This is a genomic window from Chryseobacterium aurantiacum (assembly GCF_003020585.1).
Lineage (GTDB): Bacteria > Bacteroidota > Bacteroidia > Flavobacteriales > Weeksellaceae > Chryseobacterium > Chryseobacterium aurantiacum.
Genome location: NZ_PXUE01000002.1, coordinates 582,926 through 601,501, shown reverse-complemented (window position 1 = coordinate 601,501; position 18,576 = coordinate 582,926). Strand labels below are relative to the sequence as shown.

Sequence of the window (18,576 nt, the reverse complement as noted above, 5' to 3'; positions counted from 1 at the left end):
ATAATTTCATGAATAAAAAACATATTGTTGTTGTTGGATTAGGAGGTGTAGGCGGATATTTTGGTTTCAAGATTAATCAGGTTAATGAAGCTTCCAAAAAATATACAATTTCCTTTGTAGCCAGAGGAGAAACCTATCATAAAGTAAAAGAAAACGGATTGGTTCTCCTTTCTCCGGAGCATTCCAATGATAGAACCTATCCTAATGCTGTGGTAGAAAATATCAGTGACATACAAACCCCTGATCTGGTATTGATCTGTGTTAAAGAATATGATTTGGAAAATGTCTGTAAACAGCTTTCGGAGGTCATTCATAAAGATACTGTTTTGCTTCCGATGATGAATGGAGCAGACATTTATGACAGAATTCGAAAGGTAATTCCGGATCATATCATTTTGCCAACCTGCATTTATGTAGCTTCTCATATTAAAGAAAGGGGAACCGTGGAGCATAAAGGAAAAGCAGGAAAGATGATTGTAGGAAGAGATCCCGAATATTTTTCCGGTGATGTGGAATGGGTAGCAGATCTGCTTAAGGAAAGCAACATTGATTTTGATTTTAAAGACAATTCACTAGCTGATATCTGGACTAAGTTTTTCTTTATTGCAAGTTTCGGATTGGTAACAGCAAAACATAATTCATCCATTGGAACGGTATGCACAGATGAACAACAGAAATATGAAGCAACAGAAATAATGAAAGAAATAAAACGGATTGCGGATAAAAAAGAAATTCATCTGCAAGAAGATATTATAGAGAAAACCTTTAAAAAAGCCTCTACATTTCCGTTTGAAACACCCACGTCCTTACAGCTGGACGTTCATTCCGGGAAGAAAGATAACGAACTGGAATTATTTGCCGGAGCGATCTTAAAATATGGTACAGAACTTCATATTGATACTCCTTTTACGCAAAAAATATATAATGAGATAAAAGGAAAATAGGTTTAGGCTAAAGCCACACGAAGAATTTTTGATATTGAAGGCGGGTTAAAACCCGCCTTTATTGGTTACTAAAATTCAAGAAATAAAACTCAAAAAACTAGGTATGCAAAAATTTCTGTCGGTTCAGTAGCACTTCTTCAGTTTCCCGATGGTCAGGATCATCTACACAACAATCTACAGGACATACAGCTTTACATTGTGGCTCTTCATGAAAGCCCTTGCATTCAGTACATTTTCCGGATACAATATAGTAGACTTCATCAGAAACGGCCTGATTAAAGGCACTGGCGTCAATTTCTTTACCATCAGGAAATGTTACATTTCCGGAGAGCTTTGTTTTGTCCTGCCAACGCCAGTCAATTGCGCCCTCGTAGATGGCTGAATTGGGGCATTCAGGTTCGCAGGCCCCACAGTTGATACAGGCATCAGTTATTTTTATAGCCATGTTCTTTATTTTTAAAGTATTAAAAAAAGGGACTTCTTCAACATTGAACTGTTTTGGAAATCCCTACTAAACTTAATTAAAACAGTTTCAACAATTTATTACATCATAAAGTGTGCAAACTTGTGTTTTGGATCTGTTAATCTGCTGCAATTTCCACAGAGAGGCCGTCCATTTGTGCGGTCAGGTATATTTGACAGGCTAATCTGCTGGTTGCATTAGACGTGAACAGTTCTGAGAGAAGAGCTTCTTCAATATCATTTTTTTCAGGTAATGAACCGGCCATACTGAGAATATAGCAATGGCAGGTGGCACACATGGCCATTCCGTTGCACATGGCCTCCATGGGAAGTTCATAGGCTTTACAGATATCTTTTAAAGTAAGTCCCATCTCCAGAGGACAAATCAGGATATGCTGAATACCTGTTTGATCTGTTACGGTGATTGTAATTTCATCTTTCATTATTATTAGTCAATCGTTGCTACTACTTGTTTTTCTGCTTGTTTTTTTGTTCCGTCAAAACCTTCAATACCACTTACCGTAGTATATTTCAGAACAAACTTTTTATTGGGATTAAGACGTTGATAAATACTTTGGCAGGCAATGGCCGCTTCATGGAATCCACATAGGATCAGCTTCATTTTATAAGGATAGGTATTGATGTCACCTACAGCATAAACCCCAGAAATATTAGTTTGGAAATCTGTGCTGTTATCTACCTTAATGGCATTTTTTTCAAGTTCCAGCCCCCATTCTGCCATAGGTCCCAGTTTAGGAACCAATCCAAATAATGGAATAAAATAGTCTGTTTTTATAGTTTGAATGAGCCCTTCTTTCTCAATAACAATCTCCTGTAATGAATCACCTCCTTTCAGTCCAATCACTTCTGCAGGAGTTACCAGATTAATTTTTCCCTCGTGTTTTAATTTTTTCACCTTTTCCACAGAATCCAATGCTCCCCGGAATTCATTTCTTCTGTGGATCAAAGTAAGTGAAGAGGCAATTTCTGACAAATGTATTGTCCAATCCAGAGCAGAATCACCACCACCGGCTATTACAACATGTTTTCCAGCGTAGTCTTCAGGATGTTTAATGAAATAATTTATCCCACGGTCTTCGTAAAAAGAAATGTTTTCAAGAGGAGGTTTTTTAGGTTCAAAACTTCCAAGACCTCCGGCAATAATAACTGCCTTGGCTCTGTGTACGGTACCTTTATCTGTAATTACTTCAAAAAGATTTTCTTCCAGTTTCAGAAGATATTTTGCCGTTTCATTGAATGTAAAGCCTGGTTCAAACTGTTTGATCTGTTCATAAAGATTATCAATCAGTTCACCTGCAAGCACACTTGGAAATCCCGGAATGTCAAAAATGGGTTTCTTGGGATATAATTCTGATAACTGGCCTCCCATTTGAGGTAATGCATCTATGATGTGACAACGCATTTTGAGAAGGCCGGCTTCAAAAACCGTAAATAACCCTGCAGGGCCGGCACCAATGATCAGTATATCTGTTTCTATCATGTTAAGATTGCTTTATTGTAGTTTTTTCTATTTTCTTTGTTGTGGCTATGCTGATAAGTTGATCAAACTTACCGGAATAAAGAGGACAAATTTGTGTAGGATGATCACTATCAAATAGGGAACCCCTTACAATCGGGACACTAAAAGGAAGTGGCCAGGCCCGTAGTGATTTGGCAATAACATCCATCGCATTAATTCCGTGCATGGCCTGTAAACCATCTGCCCAGCAAACCAATCCTACGGTTTTGTCTGTAAGGTAAGGTTCATAGGTATTCGCTGTCACTTCCAGCCAGTCGAGGCAATTCTTCATTACCCCAGGAATACTTCCATGATAGAGAGGAGCCAGCCAGAAATGAAGATCTGCCCCCAAAAACATTTGAGTCATACGTTCCACAGCCAAAGGTGTTTTGGTAAGGGTGACATCAAATAAAGGAATCCCGGAATCCGCAAGGGTGAAAATATCAGCCTGAACTCCTGATTGTGAAAGACGTTCTGATAAATATCTGGAAATAAGCCCTGAAGTAGATTCTGTTCTTCTTTCCAGCGATCCGTTGAATATAATTGCTTTCATTTTGTTTTATTTTTTGAAAATTACTTTTGGCAAGCCTATTTCGCCATACATCAGGCTTTTGACCAAGGGTTTTAGAAGTCCGGTTGCCAATAAGTAAAGTGCAGGATGATGATGGGTATGCGCTCTAACCACAACTTTTTGATTTTTATAATGTTTCAGATCTGCATAGGTGATCCGACGCTTCCAGAGGTCAAGCAGAATTGCTTCAGCATTGTTTAAATCTACATAAGCAGCATAAGGAGATATTTTTTCCATGATGAGCATGTAGGCCCACGGTGGAATAATGGCATCAGTAGAACAAATAATCCCCACTGCTTTTTCGTTGTATACAGAATAGTCCACTGCAGCAATAGATTCTTTAAACTCCTTTTCTTTGACAATCATTCCCATAAAAAGATGATCTTTGATATCGAACTCTACAATTTCTGTAGTGGGTTTATAGTCTAAAAAGTCAAAAGCAATAATACCGGAGGCCTCTGCTTTATTGACAAAAGTTTGAGTGTTCATTGTTTGCAATATTTTCTTGTATTATCTTATTTTTGAAAGAGCTTCTTCATATTTTTTCTCTACTGAAGCCCAGTCTAATACCGCCCAGAATGAATCCAGATAGTCTGCTCTTTTGTTCTGATAAGCTAAATAATAGGCATGTTCCCAGACATCTATCCCAAGGATTGGAAAACCTCTGTTCATAGAAAGGACATCCATCATAGGGTTATCCTGATTAGGAGTAGAACTTATGGCAAGAGAACCATTGAATTTTACAAAAAGCCAAACCCATCCCGAACCAAATTGTCCAAGACCTGCTTTCTTCATTTCTGCTTTAAGGTTTTCAAGGCTTCCGAAAGTTGAAATAATATCTTCATTAAGTTTTCCTTCAGGGTTTAGCTTAGGTTGTGGGGATAAAATTTCCCAAAATAAAGAGTGGTTATAGTGACCGCCGCCATTATTTCTCACAGCAGGGCTGTATTCACTTATTCTTTGCAGTAATGAATCAAGGTCAGGATTCGTCTCATTGGTCTGCTCCAAAGCAGCATTTAGATTATCCACGTAGGCCTGATGATGACGTTGATGATGAATAGTCATTGTATTTTTATCTATAAAAGGTTCCAGAGCATCATAAGCATAAGATAGCTGAGGTAGGGTAAATGGTTTCATTGTATTTATTTTTTTGATTAATGTAGGACAAAGGTAATAATATATTTGAATAAAACAACTTTAAGGTTGTTTTATTAGTGTGCCTACTATGAAGTATAATAGTCTGTAAATGATGTTATTAATATTGTTATTTAAAGATTATAGAAAATGACTATATTTGTTGTTGGAAAATAAAACAACCTAAATATTGTCAAATGAAGAAGCCGGCAGCAGACCGCATTCTGATGTTTTTAAAGATGAGAGGAGAAGCCACTGCGCTCCTGATCTCTGAGGAACTGTCCATCACAAAGGAGGGTGCGAGAAAGCATTTACTGAATCTTGCAGAAGATGGATTGATTGAACCTGTCATAAAAAGTGAAGGGGTAGGCCGCCCATCTACTTATTATATCCTTACAGAAAAGGGATTGGCTCAATTTCCGGATACGCATGCAGAAGTAACAGTTCAGCTTCTGAAATCTGTGAAAAATCTTTTAGGAGAAAATGCATTGGATTTACTGATCAGTGATAGAGAAAAAAATACCCATGAACGGTATGAAAAGGCTATTTCCAAAACAAAATCTCTGGAACAACGTTTGGAAGTCCTTGCAGAAGCCCGAAGCAAGGAAGGGTATATGGCAGAGTGGAAAAAAGAAGGCAATGAATATTTTCTGATTGAAAACCATTGCCCTATATGTGCCGCTGCCACCGAATGCCAGGGGTTCTGTCGTGCCGAGCTCTCCAATTTTCAGTCTCTTATCGGGAAAGATTATACAGTGGAAAGGGTAGATCACATTATTTCCGGAGGGCAGCGTTGTGTTTATAAAATCAGCCAATAGTTAATTATTCATCATTTAAATTCATCAGCAAGAGATATGGCTTTAAAAGCAGTAATATTTGACATGGATGGAGTTCTTGTGGACTCGGAGGGTTTTTGGGCCAAGGCTGAACTGGATGTTTTTTCTTCCTACGGGGTTCAGATCACGGATGATCTGGCCACGCAGACCAAATATATGACAACCAGGGAGGTTACGGAATTCTGGTATGAAAAATTTCCCTGGGACAATCTGAATGTACCTACTGTAGAGCAGGAAGTTGTTTCTAAGGTTATAGAATTTATACGATCTGAAGACTGTATCATGTCTGGTATACAGCAATTTATTACTGACCTTAAAAAAAGAGATTATAAGATAGGATTAGCAACTAATGCCCCTTTACGGGTAGCTGATGCGGTGCTTGAAAAACTTCAGATACGGGAATTATTTGACAGCGTTCACTCCTCGGAATTTGAAGAGCTGGGAAAACCTCATCCGGCCGTATATCTTACCTCAGCTAAAAAGCTTGGCGTATCTCCGGAACATTGTATTGCCATTGAAGACAGCCATTCCGGGCTTCGGGCTGCAAAAAGTGCGGGGATGAGAACCATTGTTTTTACCAATGATGATGAAAGCATAGACTTTGATTTGGCAGATTTTAAAATATTGAGTTTTAAGGCAGAATTATTGCCTGTTTTTCAATAATAGAATACACCAATTATCTTAAACAAAGCTCTTAATATCTTGTCAATATTTCCATCAGCATAAGAATTGATACTAGTTTTTTAGATGACTGGTATTCAGGATTAAGTTGTTCCCGTACCTCATTTAGGGCCTTACTTAATTTATTGCTTACCGTTTTATTGCTTATTCCCAAGGCTTCTGCCGTTTCATTTACAGACATATTCTGTCGGATTCTCATGTCGTATACCTGCTGTTCTGTTGCAGGGAGTTGTGAAACCACTTCATCAATCATAGATAACAGAGTGGAGATTTCATTTTCCTCGATAATTTCAAAATACTCCGTATCAGAGATATTCAGTTCTTCCGGGGTTTCAAACTCGTCAATACTAAGTGTTGGGGGTGCTTTTTTATAGCTATTATAGTAATCCAGAATCCGATAATGAAGATGACGAAGAAGATAACCTTTGGCACTTTCAGATTCGTCCGTTTGTATTGTATCTGTATTTTCAAGGATCTTCATCCAAAGGTTTTGAAGAAGTTCCTCAGAAGTTTCTTTATCCTTGGTTCTTACAAAGACAAAGCGATACAAACTATCCCAGTATCGGTCATACAACAGCATAAATGCAGGGCGGTCGCCTGATTTTATTTTCTTTAATAAGGTAGAGTCTGTTACGTTCATATGGTTGCAACAAAATTACCTAAAGGAAAATTAACTTTTTGTGAACTTTAATTATGGTAAGGTTAAATATTTCTATAAAACTGGGCTTAAATATGAAGTTAATGTTGAGTAAATGTAAAGTAAGTTAAAAATAATCCCAAATCTGGCTTTAATATGAATAAAATATTAAGAAATGGCTGGGGAAGTTTTTCATTTTCATGGTCTTATAGATAGAAGTATCTGTGAATACTATGAAATATTTTATGAAACATTTTAACTATAAAAATATTGAGGCCTTTGTTTTTAAACTTTGGGCACGTGAAGTCTCAGGTGAAAACATTTCTGAAAAGGAAAAAGAGCTTTTAGGACAATGGAAGACCAATGCTGAAAAAGATCTGGATGCTGTTCATATGAAAGAATCCAAAGAAAGAATCCTGTCCGGTCTGGAATCTTATTTTACATCATCACATAAAACCCCATCGATAGGAAGATTAAAAAGGTATTCCTATCAAATTGCAGCGGCAATTGTTCTGCTTTTTTCGTTGGGAGGTCTCTTTACTTATCACACATTCATTAAGCCTGATATTTATCTGGCTGAATCTGGGAAACGTATTATTCATCTGGAAGACGGATCTGTTGTCACCTTATTACGGGGTGCAGAACTTACGGTTTCAAAATCATTTCCTGCTTCTACCAGAGTGGTTAATTTAAAAGGTGATGCTATTTTTTCTGTAGCTAAATCAAAAACTCATCCCTTTATTGTATATGCAGACGGTTTCAGTACCAAGGTATTGGGAACGGTATTTAAAATCTCCCAATCCGGGAAGAGAAAAGCGGTAGACCTTTATGAGGGTAAGGTTGCGGTATCTTCTGCCGGAGTTCCTGTTTCATTTCTTAAGCCTAATCAGAAATGGACCAATTTCGGGATTGCACATACCACTGCTGTTATTTCTTTTGTTTCTGATAAAGCCTCCGGAAAACAAACTTCTGAGCTATTATCCTTAAGTTTTAACGATGTGCCTTTAAAAGAAGTGATTGCCGTTTTGGAGGGGAATTACAAGACAACCATTCATTATCCGAAAGACATTGAAAATAAAAAAGTCACAGCCGATTTTACAGGGGGAACAGTCGGTGAGAATATTGAATCATTGGCCTTTATATTGGGTTTTGAGGTTCTTAAAAAAGACAACACCTATATCCTGAAAAAGTAAATCATCAAAAAAATTAAATAATCAGATAACCTTTAATTAAAAGAGAACACTAACGTATGAGAAGTTTGAAATGTGGTTTTACCATAGCAGCCTTATTTTTTACCGTTGCAGCAGAAGCACAGGAGTTGGTTCAGAAAGTTTCATTTTCTGTTCCTGCCAGCCGACCGCTCATTGAAGTTTTGGAGGACTTTGCAGGAAAAACAGGTATGAGACTGGCCTATTCAAAGGTAGATATTAAAGAGCTAAGGGTAAAAGGCGTAAAATGTGAAAATTCTACGATCAATGGCTGCCTGAAAGACATTATCAGTGGTCTTCCTGTCGTATTCCGATTGCATGGAGACCTTATTTCAATAAAGTATGAGGGGGGTAATACTTCTATACCGGGAAACGGACGTATTTCCGGGAAAATAGTAGATGAGGTGGGAAATCCTATCGCAGGAGCAGAAGTAAATATTGCCGGAAAAACGGTAGTCACAGACAATAATGGTGACTTTTCAACGGATCTCCCTTCAGGAACCTACAATTTAACAATAAAAGCGGCCAAGTACAATACCCTTCGGGTAGAAAAACTATCCATCCTCAATAAAGAAACAAATGCAGTGTCATTTGCCCTAAACAAGGCTTCTGATAAGATTACAGACATTAAGGAAGTGGTGGTTACAGCCACTAGAAAAGCAGATACCCAGGCCGGATTACTGGCTCAGCAGAAAAAAGCAGCCCAAATGAGTGATGGGATCTCTGCCGAACAGATTTCAAAAACACCGGATAATGATGTGGGTGGAACATTGAAAAGGGTAACGGGGATTACTACCATAGACAACAAATACGTTGTTGTACGATCTATGGGGGAACGTTGGAATACAGCTGCCATGGATGGTATCAATTTACCAAGTACAGAGGCATATAACCAGAATTTTTCTTTCGATATTATTCCCACGGCAATGGTGGAAAGTGTAGTGGTAAGTAAGTCTGCAACCCCTGATATGAATGCCAATTTTGCAGGAGGTTATGTAGAAGTGAGAACAAAGGATATTCCCAACGAGAACTTTACGACGGTGAGTTTGGGGACTTCTTATAATGATCAGGCTGCTTTCAAAGATTTTCTTACCCGTAAGCGTGGTAAATACGATTATTTCGGATATGATGACGGAACAAGAGATTTTCCAAAGGGACTTGAACCAATGAACTGGAACAACCCTATGTTTTTTGAACAGTCTAAACAGTTCACCAATGACAACTTTACAACCTACCGTACAAAAGGGGATATGGGATCTAATATGCAGCTGGCTTTAGGAAGAACATATGCACTTAAAAACAATAATAAATGGGGTTTTGCAGGTGCTTTTATCATCAGAAACGAACAGAATAAGCTGGACATAGATCATACAGGAAGAGGAAACTGGATGGATACTACGGGCGTACCGGATGCCAACGGAAAAATCCCTTTTTATAATTTTAAAAACTCAGGAGCATCTTATAATTACAATTCCACAGTAGCCGGAATGCTAAACTTTGGATTACAGCTTAATAAAACCAGAATATCATTCCGTAACTCCTACACGCATATTTATGACAATACTTTGACAAGGGTTACCGGCTGGAACGAATATTCTAGCGGAAGTGCTCTTCCGGCCAATGCAGAGCTTGCCTATAATTACTTTTACCACGGAGTTATTCCGAATAATGATCCATCACAGATCAAATCTTTGGATGCTCCTTATACTGATAATGCCAATTATCCTGTTTATCAATCATTTTTGCAAAATAAGCTGGAGGGAAATCATAAAACAGGAAATTTGGAAATCAACTGGTTTGCAGCCAGAACAGGGGTTACCTCAGATACCAAGGATTATACTTTACATCAGGCTTTATACCGTTTCATGGGTAATGAAATCCTAAGCTATCATAATATTAATAATTCCTCAAGTGATTTTGCAAGAGGGTATATTGAAAATAAAGAAACCGACTATAACTATGGAGCATCTTTTAAGCTAAACCTTGACAGGGGAAATTTTAAAAATGATATCAAGGTAGGGTATGCCGGTGCTTCCAAATCCAATACGAACCAACAACAGAAATTTCTGCTTAGAGTAGATGAAAACAGAGAGGTTTCCAATTCTAATATCTTAATAATGTACGGACCTCTTTCCGAATGGTTCAATGGCTCTCATTATGCACCGGGAGGAATAGGATGGCAGACCAGGCCTCTTTATAAAAATGAAAAATATGAGGGAGAAGTGGATCAGCATGCTGCCTATGTGATGTTTGACAACCGTTGGAAAAATAAATTCAGGTTGGTTTGGGGATTGAGGGCAGAATATTTCAGATATGATCTTATTTCTCAGCAGTTAGATCCTAAAGATTCCCGAAATTTTTCCCGATCCGGTATTGATGATAGACCATGGCAATGGATGCCCTCCGCCAATTTTACCTACAGTCCCACCAATAAAATGAATCTGAGGTTGGCCTACAGTAAAACCGTTATACGCCCACAGTTTAATGAAAGAACAGGACTACCTTATTTTGACCCGATTGCCAATGGACAAATTTTCAATACCGAAATGGTTTCTTCTGTGGTGAATAACTACGATTTTAAATTTGAATGGTTTCCGGGATTAGGAGAGATATTTTCTGCCGGAATATATTATAAAGATATAGACCGTCCCATAGAACGTGAAGGATATATTTCCAGTGAGGGAAATCTGTATCTGTACAATGGAAATTCAAAGAATGCAAAGTTGAAAGGATTTGAAGTAGAGGTAAGAAAAAACCTGGGCTTTATTGTACCGGATTCCTTTCTTTCAAAGCTTTTCATAAGCGGAAATTTCACTTACAATGATACTAAGGTAATCGCCTTTAAAGACAGAGAAAAAACAAAGGATGAAGACGCAACCTACGAAGTGGGAAGGCCTCTTTACGGACAAACTCCCTATGCCTATAACTTAGGATTAATGTATGACGGAGAGAGGCTGGGAGCCAGTTTTTTGTACAATGCAAAAGGAGATCAGTATATGACGGTAGGGTATGCCTACAGCGGAGAAGAAATACAACGTCCATATGCCGTGGCAGATGCACAGATTTCATATAAATTCTTGAGAAACAGAAATCTTGAACTGAAATTGAATGTAAGAAACCTATTCAACAGAGTAAAGGAATATTACAACAATTATAATTCTTATTTGAATGAGAAAGATGGCGGAAGTACGGTAGGAACCTACAGAGAATCCTTGGCACTTTTACCCGGAGCTACCGATAAGTATGATAAGGATGTTGATAAAATTTTATTCCGGGCATACAGCGGAAGAATATTCGGGCTAAGTGTAGGGTATACCTTTTAATATCTGCCTGCCCAAAACTTAAAATGAGAAAAAGAGCTCTTGATATAGAAACGTACAGGTTTCGGTAGCCTGAACATGAACCGGATCAATACTGATGATGCGCACAGCAGTACCGGATGAGCAAAAACCGAACGTTGCTGTTTTTCCCGAACAGAAGCGGACTCAAAGGGAACTTCGGTAGGACAGCCCCTCCTGGAATACCGGATGAATATAAAAAACCAAATCGAAGGAATATAGAGACGGATATTCCTAAATATTAAAACTTCCGGTCATAAAATAGATACCGGGATCTACTAAAAATTATAACAATGAAAAGATTAACTCTAATTGCAGTTGCTGCATTATCCCTTACTGCTTGTCAGAACGACCACTTAGCAGATTCTTCAACTCCTTTCGAAATGAAACCTACTTCTGCTGAATATCTTACAGCTTCTTCACTTCCTGTTACTACTGTAAGTGGAGCAATTACTGGTAACACTACTTGGAGCGGAGTAATAGAGCTTGACGGTACAGTAACAGTTAAAAACGGAGCAACACTTACAATACAGCCAGGTACATTTATCAAAGCTAAACCGAATGCATCAGGAGAAGGTTCTGGAATTTTGGTTATTACAAAATCAGCTAAGATCAATGCTGTAGGTACAGAAGCTCAGCCTATTGTCTTTACAAGTTATAAATTGTTGGACGGAGAAGAAACTACAACAGCTACTCCAGGAGATTTCGGAGGAGTTATCCTATTGGGTGATGCTCCTACCAATGTACCCTTTACAACAACTATTGAAGGGTTAAGCGGTGATGACTATTACTTTGGAGGAACCAATCCGGCTCACAGCGCAGGAACAATGAAATATGTGCGTATTGAATTTGCAGGGTATGATTTCGTAGGAGCTAACTCTGGAAACGAAGTAAACGCATTATCATTAGGAGGTGTTGGTAACGGAACTACATTAGATCATATTCAGGTTTCTTATGGTCAGGATGATTCTTTCGAATTCTTCGGAGGAACGGTAAATGCTTCCAACTTGGTATCTTTTGCTGCTGAAGATGATAACTTCGATTTTGATAACGGATATACAGGAACAATCACATGTGCATTGTCTTTGGCAGATTACAAATCAGCACACACCGTAAGTGGAGGTTCTCCAGATTCTAACGGTATCGAATTGGATAACAACGCAGGAGGTACGGCTACATCATTGATTACAAATCCTATAATCAATAACCTTACAATCATTGGGGCAAGAAATGGATCCGCAGGACAAGGACTTGCTTACGAAAACGGTATCCATATCAGAAGAAATGGAAAATTAACATTAAATAATGCTGTAGTTACAGGATATCCTGTAGGAATCAAAGTAGAAGGAACAGGGTCTGAGCTTTCTTCAGCTTCTAACCTAAACTCAATCCTTGTACACGGATTCGGAACTTCTGTTACAGGAACAGGAACTGCCGGAATTCCTACTGCAAACCTATTAACGGGATCTCTTGCTTCACTATGGGGAATGAGCCAGCCGTTCTTCAACGAAGGACCATGGAATGTTTCTCCTAGAAACTGTGGAAACTTCCAGGGTATTTGGACAAAATATGATTTCTCAGTTCAGGAATAAGACTTAAAAAGCAGGGAAGGCATTCTTGTCTTTCCCTGCTTTTATTCTTCAAAAAAATCTTAATAACAAGTATTATGAAAAAATTAATTTTACTATCTATTGTATTGGTATCACAGGCTGCGGCTGCACAGTTTCAAATATGGAGCAACTCCTTTGAAACAGAGGATGATCTTCAGGGATGGACCATTCATGATTTAAACAATAATGGAAACAAATGGGTTCAAGGAAAAAATATTTACCATAACGGAACATCAATGGTATTGGGAAATTCAGGATCACTTCGTTATTCCATAAGCTTAGTTCCATCAGGTACTGCTGCCAGTTTCAATACAGAAAATGACTGGATCATTTCGCCTGAGATTGATTTGTCCTCTGCAGGAGGAAGTATTATGCTGGCCGCCTTCGTAGCAAGACAAAGAGCAAGTCAGGCTTCTGTTGCCAGAGATCTTTATATCTACGTGAGTACTCCGGAGAAACCGGTTCCTGCCTTATCAGACTTCCAGTCACTTGCTGTAGATGCCAATGGGAACGATCTTCCTAATCCTTATAAAATACAGGGGGGATACACCAATAATCCATTTCCGTCAGATGTTACCCAGTTTGTAGAAAGTATTGTAGATCTGTCTGCTTTTGCAGGAAAGAAAATTTACATAGGTATATGGTCAAACAGAAAAGCATTAGGGAACAATATTCAGAATATTAATATAGATGAAATGGCTATTTATGCTACATTGTCTCTAAACACAAAGGATGTAAAAAAGAAAGAAAATCTTACTAAAATAATAGAAAATCCGGTAAAAGATCAACTACAGTTACAGCTTAATCCGGCATTGAAAGAAAATATAACAATGATCAATATCTACAATAGATCAGGTCAGAAAGTTATGGCCACTCAGTATTCCAAATCTATGAATGTAGCAGGTTTATCTACAGGAGTTTACACCGTGGAGGTTACTGATGGAAAGATCACAGAAAGGTTAAATTTTATTAAGAAGTAGCCATTCTTGATTTTAAAAATGATTTTTAGAAACATCATGAAATTTTAAATATACAATAATGGGTAGAGATTTGTAGAAAAGCTTTATCCAGAACATATCCAACTAGTTTTTTTATAATTATATATTGCCCTGCTATAGGGTGGGGCAATATTTTTTAAGTTTTAAAATAATATAAAAGATGAATAAGATCTTTGCAGTACTATTATTATTTACCATACTATTTTCCTGTACAGACAATACTGTAATGGAGCCGTATGATACAATACAAAAACCCGGAGATATCACAATCAACGGATACTCCAAGCCTGATGTAATTCAGCTGAGATTTAATGGAACTCCCGTATCCATTAACGGAAATACTTCATATACCAATAAAATAGAGACCAATATTCAGTTTGCGCAGGATCAAGGAGAGACCAACAAACTGGCAATATATAATAATGAAACAGGAAAGGAAATAGCACAATACAATATCACTTATGATAATATAGATGATTATAAAAAGCTATATTTCTTCAACTTCCCGGGCATTTTTCTGCAAACTTATATCACAAAACCTCAGGTAAATCTCGGAAAAGTAGGCTTCGAGTTTATTTTTCCGAATCTGGGAGAATTTTCAGGATCATCCCTTAAAAATGTAAAAGGTGTTTTAAAAAGAGAAAATGGGGCGGTATTGGCAGAGTTTGACAATATTGGAAAAGATAATTTTACGGCCCTAAAAATCTATAGCTTTTTTAGTTCTACGGCTCCTGTATATCTTGAATTATATAAGCCGGGGACTACAGAGCCCTATGCCGGAACAGGAATTATCAAGGTAAAAGTGAAACAACACATGGGTGCCAATATGATTGTTCTTCAGGAAAAACTGGAGAATGGAACATGGTTGGTAAAAGGTGATATTGATGTAGCAGAATATTTGTAATCAGCGATGAGAAATTTTTTAAAACTTCAATGTATAGCCATCGTAGCCATTTTAATATCCTGTACCAACAGTGATGAAAATATACCTGTTTTTCCTGATGGAAGTACAGAGTCTGTCAACGTCTGGGTTCAGGACAGTATGAAGCGCTACTATTACTGGGCAGATCAGATGCCTGCCAAACCTGATTATCATCTTCCGGTAAAAGATTTTTTTAAAAGCCTTTTATCTTCTCAGGATCGTTTTTCATTTATTGTAAATACCGAAGACTCTTCCAGCTATCCACGTTCCATTAGGATTATGTATGGCTTTGATTATACTGTTCTTCAGCTGACAAATGGGGAAGTGGTAACGGTCATTAAGCTGGTTCTTAAAAATTCTCCCGCATTCAATGCCGGTCTGGAACGAGGAATGATTATTACCAAAATCAATGGGAAAACCATAACAGCAGCCAACGCAGAAACCATTACAACTACCATGAAAGATTTCACTGTGTTGGATCTTACTTTGGGAGATTGGAAAAATGGTACCATTACAAATGAAAAGGAGGTTAAGGTCTATTACGGTTTATCTCTTGAACAGCCTGTACTCACTAAAATATTCGAAAAAAACGGTAAAAAAGTAGGCTACCTTTATATCTATGACTTTCCGGATGGAATGACTTCCGTGCTCAATCAGAAATTTGCAGAATTTAAAGCAGCCGGCGTACAGGAACTGATTCTGGATCTTCGGTATAACTATGGAGGATCTGTGTCTGCTGCTGCGGCACTTTGCGCTCTGATTCCCGCAGGTATTTCCGCAGGTTCACCATTCATATTGTTTAAAGGAAATAAAAATGGAGGTCAGGTAAAAAGAACATTTGCCCAGCAGATTGCCTATGATCCAAAAGCTCTTGATTTTAATGCCTTGCGTGCCAATGCCTTGGGGTTAAATAAAATCTATATTCTGACTTCAAACAGTACGGCATCTGCCGCAGAAATAGTGATTAATAACCTGAAACCTTATCTGCAGGTCGTTCAAATCGGGAATACCACTTTAGGAAAAGATATGGCCGGATTTACAGTGGAAGATAAAAGGAAGCCCAAAAAGGTCTCATGGCAGATTCATCCGGTAGTGTACAAAGTATTTAATGCCGATGGATCCGGAGAATATAGCAATGGCATCTCCCCACAGATCATGGTGAATGAATATGCTGAGTTACCTTTATTACCTTTGGGCAACCCCAATGAAATCCTGATTTCATCTGTTCTTAACGGTACCTATCTAAAATCAGCAGGTCAAGATGAGCTGCATAATGACGTGAAGATCTTGTATCAGAGTGACCTTAATTTTATCCAGGGGCATAAGTAGCCATTCATTTAAGTTTTTTTAAAAGTAAAACAATGCAAGGAATAGAACCTAAACTTCACACAAGCCTGATGGGCCGTATGGAATGCTTTCGCACACTGTTACAGGAAGCTATGGACAACCCAGAATCTCAGTCTTCTGATATTCTGGTAAAGATTTCGGAACTTGATGAATTGTATGATGATTATTTGCTCAATAAAAAGAATTTGGAGAATAGTATAAAAAATTATCGTGAATATCATAATGATTTAAGACGTAAACTCACTGTAAGGCTTCGGGAACTTAGGAAAAAAGCAAACGAGAAATGATCCGAAAGGCTGATTTTTAAAAACGAAATTCATACTTTTATAACATCAAGTTGAAAGATGAAGAGTTTATGAATTTTAATGAGACTGAACTTTCCGATTACCTAGAATTATTTTGGCAATTTTCCTGGCCCCAATGGATCATGTTCAGCCTGGTCATAAATGTTTTTCTATACCTGTTTTCAATAGGGCTCTATCTGTTTATTGATAAAACCTGTCGCAAAAGTAAGCTGCAGAAACAGGATCATCCTGTTACAAAGCCGGATTTCTATCTCAGCCTGCTTACCGTTTTTTGTAACAGTCTTGTAATGCTGATAGGCGTTTTTCTATGGAAAAATGGATGGATAGAGGTTGAAAATACCCTTTCGTCAGGCATCATTGTTCTGGAAGTGATTGCATTGCTTCTTTTGATGGATCTTCTGATGTATTTCTTTCATTATGCTGCCCATTTACCTTTTGTATATAAACTTTTACATGGAAAACATCATGAGCATATAAGCACCAATTATCTGAGCCTTTTTGTTCTTCATCCCTTTGAAACCATAGGCTTTGGAATAATGATGCTGATTTTACTGATGATGTATGACTTTTCTGTTGTTTCAGTTTCCATTTATCTGCTTATCAATCTTATTTGGGGAACTATAGGACATCTAAATCGAGAGTTTTTCCCTGCCAGTTTTGACAAATTCTTTGTGGGAACAACCAGATTTCATAACCAGCATCATTTGGAGGAAACGAAGAACTTTGGGTTTTATACCTCTATTTGGGATAGGTTGTTCAGGACTTATAAGTAATGATTTTGATACAATTGATTGTGGATAGTTTCTCTTGCAGATTTTTGCTTCCGGAAAAGGTTTCTGTTTTCTATATGTTGGACACGCAAAGTCGCTAAGATTTATTACTGGTGTAATATGAAAAGACGCAAGGATTTTATCTTTGATAAAATTGATTGTAGAATAAAATAAAAAAATAAGCCATTAAGATTTTTGAAAAATTTTTATCCTAATGGCTTACATTATATACAATATTTAAAAACTTATTTTGTTTGCTTTGAGGTTTTTATAGCGGATTCAATTCTCTCTTCAATAAGCCTCCAGTCATATATATGGAAGACTCTGCCGTTGCTCATGGCCACAAAAACGCCCTTAGGAAATTTTGGCCCCAAATTGACATTCGTTACCTCAGAACCATCACTTTCAAGAGTAGAAACAGGAATTTCCGCGATACGTCCCTTGGCCGGATCTTCTCTTAAATATACATTAAACGTATCATTCTGCTGATTAGAAACCAAAATATATCCTTTCCCTTTTGAAGTAGGGTAAATGGAGATTCCTTCCACATCAGAGGTGAAGTCACCCTGTCCGAAAACCAAAAGTTCTTCATTCCCTTTTGCCGGATCTGCATCATATTGATGAATTCCAAACTGCTCATCAGAATAATAAATATATCCCATTTCATCATCTACAGCAATGCTTTCAATCTCTTTCAGACCACTGTATTTTCCAAATTTGCGGGCAACTTCCCCTGTAATGATCCCCTCTTTTTCAGAAAGCTTATATTGCCAGAGATAACCCTCCTTCGGGCCGGATTTTCTTCCTACAATAGCGAAAATCTCTTCAGTTTCCGGATTTTTATACATAGAAATTCCCATCGGGCCACGTTCGGTTTCTCCATCAAATACAGAAAACTCGCCAACCTCTTTCAGCTCAGGAAGAGAGTAAAGCTTTACCTTATTGGTTTCCCGCTCTGTAACAGCTGCTATGTCTGTCTTTTTTCCATTTAAAATAAAACCATACTCAATATCAACATTATTAGGGCGCTTGAGTCCCAAAACCTTGTGAGTGATCTTACCGTTAAGGTCAAAGGCGTACAATCCGCCATCAGTATCCTTATCTGTCCCAATGACGATACTCTTTGAAGCATCTTTTGGATTGATCCATATGGCAGGATCATCGGTATCATGCACTACAGTTTCTGTAATGACTGTTGGTTTTAGTTTTTCTCCTAATTGATTCTGCCCCTTACAGCCTATCACAAAAGGAAAAATGGCAAGTGCTGCGATATAATATATAATCTTTTTCATGT

The 18,576-nt window shown here is 37.8% G+C and carries 19 protein-coding genes; 11 read left to right on the top strand and 8 right to left on the bottom strand.

All coding sequences use genetic code 11. From position 1 onward, the window contains the following. The first annotated feature begins 8 nt into the window (after nucleotides 1-8). Nucleotides 9-944 carry a ketopantoate reductase family protein gene (locus C7D53_RS09140; protein ID WP_106916069.1) on the top strand — a complete coding sequence of 312 codons (936 nt, stop codon included), beginning with the start codon at nucleotides 9-11 and terminating at the stop codon, nucleotides 942-944. 97 nt (nucleotides 945-1,041) lie between these two features. Here the strand turns inward: C7D53_RS09140 and C7D53_RS09135 are convergent, their stop codons facing one another. The 6 genes from C7D53_RS09135 to C7D53_RS09110 all read right to left on the bottom strand — a co-directional run bounded on the left by C7D53_RS09135 (nucleotide 1,042) and on the right by C7D53_RS09110 (nucleotide 4,633). After that, complete coding sequence (locus C7D53_RS09135) at nucleotides 1,042-1,389, bottom strand: 4Fe-4S dicluster domain-containing protein (RefSeq protein ID WP_106916068.1); 348 nt, start codon at nucleotides 1,387-1,389, stop codon at nucleotides 1,042-1,044. Nucleotides 1,390-1,525: 136 nt separating this feature from the next. Beyond that, nucleotides 1,526-1,849: a 2Fe-2S iron-sulfur cluster-binding protein gene (locus C7D53_RS09130; RefSeq protein ID WP_106916067.1), complete on the bottom strand. Its 324-nt coding sequence runs from the start codon at nucleotides 1,847-1,849 to the stop codon at nucleotides 1,526-1,528. A gap of 5 nt (nucleotides 1,850-1,854) precedes the next feature. Next, complete coding sequence (locus C7D53_RS09125; protein WP_106916066.1) at nucleotides 1,855-2,907, bottom strand: NAD(P)/FAD-dependent oxidoreductase; 1,053 nt, start codon at nucleotides 2,905-2,907, stop codon at nucleotides 1,855-1,857. A 1-nt stretch (nucleotide 2,908) separates the two neighbouring features. Beyond that, on the bottom strand, nucleotides 2,909-3,478 hold the full coding sequence (locus C7D53_RS09120) for an NADPH-dependent FMN reductase (RefSeq protein ID WP_106916065.1): 570 nt from the start codon (nucleotides 3,476-3,478) through the stop codon (nucleotides 2,909-2,911). Between the two features lie 6 nt (nucleotides 3,479-3,484). Then, nucleotides 3,485-3,985: a DUF2480 family protein gene (locus C7D53_RS09115; protein WP_106916064.1), complete on the bottom strand. Its 501-nt coding sequence runs from the start codon at nucleotides 3,983-3,985 to the stop codon at nucleotides 3,485-3,487. Nucleotides 3,986-4,006: 21 nt separating this feature from the next. Continuing rightward, nucleotides 4,007-4,633 carry a superoxide dismutase gene (locus C7D53_RS09110; RefSeq protein ID WP_106916063.1) on the bottom strand — a complete coding sequence of 209 codons (627 nt, stop codon included), beginning with the start codon at nucleotides 4,631-4,633 and terminating at the stop codon, nucleotides 4,007-4,009. A 194-nt stretch (nucleotides 4,634-4,827) separates the two neighbouring features. Here C7D53_RS09110 and C7D53_RS09105 point away from each other — a divergent pair, with 194 nt between their 5' ends. Both C7D53_RS09105 and hxpB read left to right on the top strand, forming a co-directional pair. Then, on the top strand, nucleotides 4,828-5,448 hold the full coding sequence (locus C7D53_RS09105; protein WP_106916062.1) for a helix-turn-helix transcriptional regulator: 621 nt from the start codon (nucleotides 4,828-4,830) through the stop codon (nucleotides 5,446-5,448). Between the two features lie 36 nt (nucleotides 5,449-5,484). After that, complete coding sequence (gene hxpB / locus C7D53_RS09100) at nucleotides 5,485-6,129, top strand: hexitol phosphatase HxpB (protein ID WP_106916061.1); 645 nt, start codon at nucleotides 5,485-5,487, stop codon at nucleotides 6,127-6,129. Nucleotides 6,130-6,160: 31 nt separating this feature from the next. On the opposite strand, the gene C7D53_RS09095 is transcribed toward hxpB, so the two are convergent. Continuing rightward, entirely contained in the window at nucleotides 6,161-6,787 is a 627-nt protein-coding gene (locus C7D53_RS09095; RefSeq protein WP_106916060.1) for an RNA polymerase sigma factor, read from the bottom strand. Nucleotides 6,788-7,029: 242 nt separating this feature from the next. On the opposite strand from C7D53_RS09095, the gene C7D53_RS09090 reads away from it, so the two are divergent. The 8 genes from C7D53_RS09090 to C7D53_RS09055 all read left to right on the top strand — a co-directional run bounded on the left by C7D53_RS09090 (nucleotide 7,030) and on the right by C7D53_RS09055 (nucleotide 17,285). Beyond that, nucleotides 7,030-7,977, top strand: a complete 948-nt coding sequence (locus tag C7D53_RS09090) for a FecR family protein (RefSeq protein ID WP_228422271.1) — start codon at nucleotides 7,030-7,032, stop codon at nucleotides 7,975-7,977. Nucleotides 7,978-8,033: 56 nt separating this feature from the next. Continuing rightward, on the top strand, nucleotides 8,034-11,315 hold the full coding sequence (locus C7D53_RS09085) for a TonB-dependent receptor (protein WP_106916058.1): 3,282 nt from the start codon (nucleotides 8,034-8,036) through the stop codon (nucleotides 11,313-11,315). A gap of 308 nt (nucleotides 11,316-11,623) precedes the next feature. Continuing rightward, the gene (locus C7D53_RS09080) at nucleotides 11,624-12,922 is read left to right on the top strand and encodes a hypothetical protein (protein ID WP_106916057.1); all 1,299 of its coding nucleotides are present in this window, start codon (nucleotides 11,624-11,626) and stop codon (nucleotides 12,920-12,922) included. A gap of 74 nt (nucleotides 12,923-12,996) precedes the next feature. Then, entirely contained in the window at nucleotides 12,997-13,920 is a 924-nt protein-coding gene (locus C7D53_RS09075) for a T9SS-dependent choice-of-anchor J family protein (protein WP_106916056.1), read from the top strand. A gap of 178 nt (nucleotides 13,921-14,098) precedes the next feature. Beyond that, nucleotides 14,099-14,842: a hypothetical protein gene (locus C7D53_RS09070; protein WP_228422269.1), complete on the top strand. Its 744-nt coding sequence runs from the start codon at nucleotides 14,099-14,101 to the stop codon at nucleotides 14,840-14,842. A 6-nt stretch (nucleotides 14,843-14,848) separates the two neighbouring features. Next, a complete protein-coding gene (locus C7D53_RS09065; protein ID WP_106916055.1) occupies nucleotides 14,849-16,189 on the top strand; it encodes a S41 family peptidase in 1,341 nt (446 codons plus the stop codon). Nucleotides 16,190-16,221: 32 nt separating this feature from the next. Beyond that, entirely contained in the window at nucleotides 16,222-16,494 is a 273-nt protein-coding gene (locus tag C7D53_RS09060; protein WP_106916054.1) for a hypothetical protein, read from the top strand. 68 nt (nucleotides 16,495-16,562) lie between these two features. After that, nucleotides 16,563-17,285 (top strand): sterol desaturase family protein, encoded by a 723-nt coding sequence (locus C7D53_RS09055; protein WP_106916053.1) that lies wholly within the window; start codon nucleotides 16,563-16,565, stop codon nucleotides 17,283-17,285. 242 nt (nucleotides 17,286-17,527) lie between these two features. Here C7D53_RS09055 and C7D53_RS09050 read toward each other — a convergent pair whose 3' ends face one another. Next, the gene (locus C7D53_RS09050; protein ID WP_106916052.1) at nucleotides 17,528-18,574 is read right to left on the bottom strand and encodes a phytase; all 1,047 of its coding nucleotides are present in this window, start codon (nucleotides 18,572-18,574) and stop codon (nucleotides 17,528-17,530) included. Nucleotides 18,575-18,576: the final 2 nt, after the last annotated feature.

Excerpts from the sequence above, each read along its gene's own strand:
- C7D53_RS09140 (WP_106916069.1), top strand. The coding sequence starts at position 9 with ATGAATAAAAAACATATTGTTGTTGTTGGATTAGGAGGTGTAGGCGGA.
- C7D53_RS09135 (WP_106916068.1), bottom strand. The coding sequence starts at position 1,389 with ATGGCTATAAAAATAACTGATGCCTGTATCAACTGTGGGGCCTGCGAA.
- C7D53_RS09130 (WP_106916067.1), bottom strand. The coding sequence starts at position 1,849 with ATGAAAGATGAAATTACAATCACCGTAACAGATCAAACAGGTATTCAG.
- C7D53_RS09125 (WP_106916066.1), bottom strand. The coding sequence starts at position 2,907 with ATGATAGAAACAGATATACTGATCATTGGTGCCGGCCCTGCAGGGTTA.
- C7D53_RS09120 (WP_106916065.1), bottom strand. The coding sequence starts at position 3,478 with ATGAAAGCAATTATATTCAACGGATCGCTGGAAAGAAGAACAGAATCT.
- C7D53_RS09115 (WP_106916064.1), bottom strand. The coding sequence starts at position 3,985 with ATGAACACTCAAACTTTTGTCAATAAAGCAGAGGCCTCCGGTATTATT.
- C7D53_RS09110 (WP_106916063.1), bottom strand. The coding sequence starts at position 4,633 with ATGAAACCATTTACCCTACCTCAGCTATCTTATGCTTATGATGCTCTG.
- C7D53_RS09105 (WP_106916062.1), top strand. The coding sequence starts at position 4,828 with ATGAAGAAGCCGGCAGCAGACCGCATTCTGATGTTTTTAAAGATGAGA.
- hxpB (WP_106916061.1), top strand. The coding sequence starts at position 5,485 with ATGGCTTTAAAAGCAGTAATATTTGACATGGATGGAGTTCTTGTGGAC.
- C7D53_RS09095 (WP_106916060.1), bottom strand. The coding sequence starts at position 6,787 with ATGAACGTAACAGACTCTACCTTATTAAAGAAAATAAAATCAGGCGAC.
- C7D53_RS09090 (WP_228422271.1), top strand. The coding sequence starts at position 7,030 with ATGAAACATTTTAACTATAAAAATATTGAGGCCTTTGTTTTTAAACTT.
- C7D53_RS09085 (WP_106916058.1), top strand. The coding sequence starts at position 8,034 with ATGAGAAGTTTGAAATGTGGTTTTACCATAGCAGCCTTATTTTTTACC.
- C7D53_RS09080 (WP_106916057.1), top strand. The coding sequence starts at position 11,624 with ATGAAAAGATTAACTCTAATTGCAGTTGCTGCATTATCCCTTACTGCT.
- C7D53_RS09075 (WP_106916056.1), top strand. The coding sequence starts at position 12,997 with ATGAAAAAATTAATTTTACTATCTATTGTATTGGTATCACAGGCTGCG.
- C7D53_RS09070 (WP_228422269.1), top strand. The coding sequence starts at position 14,099 with ATGAATAAGATCTTTGCAGTACTATTATTATTTACCATACTATTTTCC.
- C7D53_RS09065 (WP_106916055.1), top strand. The coding sequence starts at position 14,849 with ATGAGAAATTTTTTAAAACTTCAATGTATAGCCATCGTAGCCATTTTA.
- C7D53_RS09060 (WP_106916054.1), top strand. The coding sequence starts at position 16,222 with ATGCAAGGAATAGAACCTAAACTTCACACAAGCCTGATGGGCCGTATG.
- C7D53_RS09055 (WP_106916053.1), top strand. The coding sequence starts at position 16,563 with ATGAATTTTAATGAGACTGAACTTTCCGATTACCTAGAATTATTTTGG.
- C7D53_RS09050 (WP_106916052.1), bottom strand. The coding sequence starts at position 18,574 with ATGAAAAAGATTATATATTATATCGCAGCACTTGCCATTTTTCCTTTT.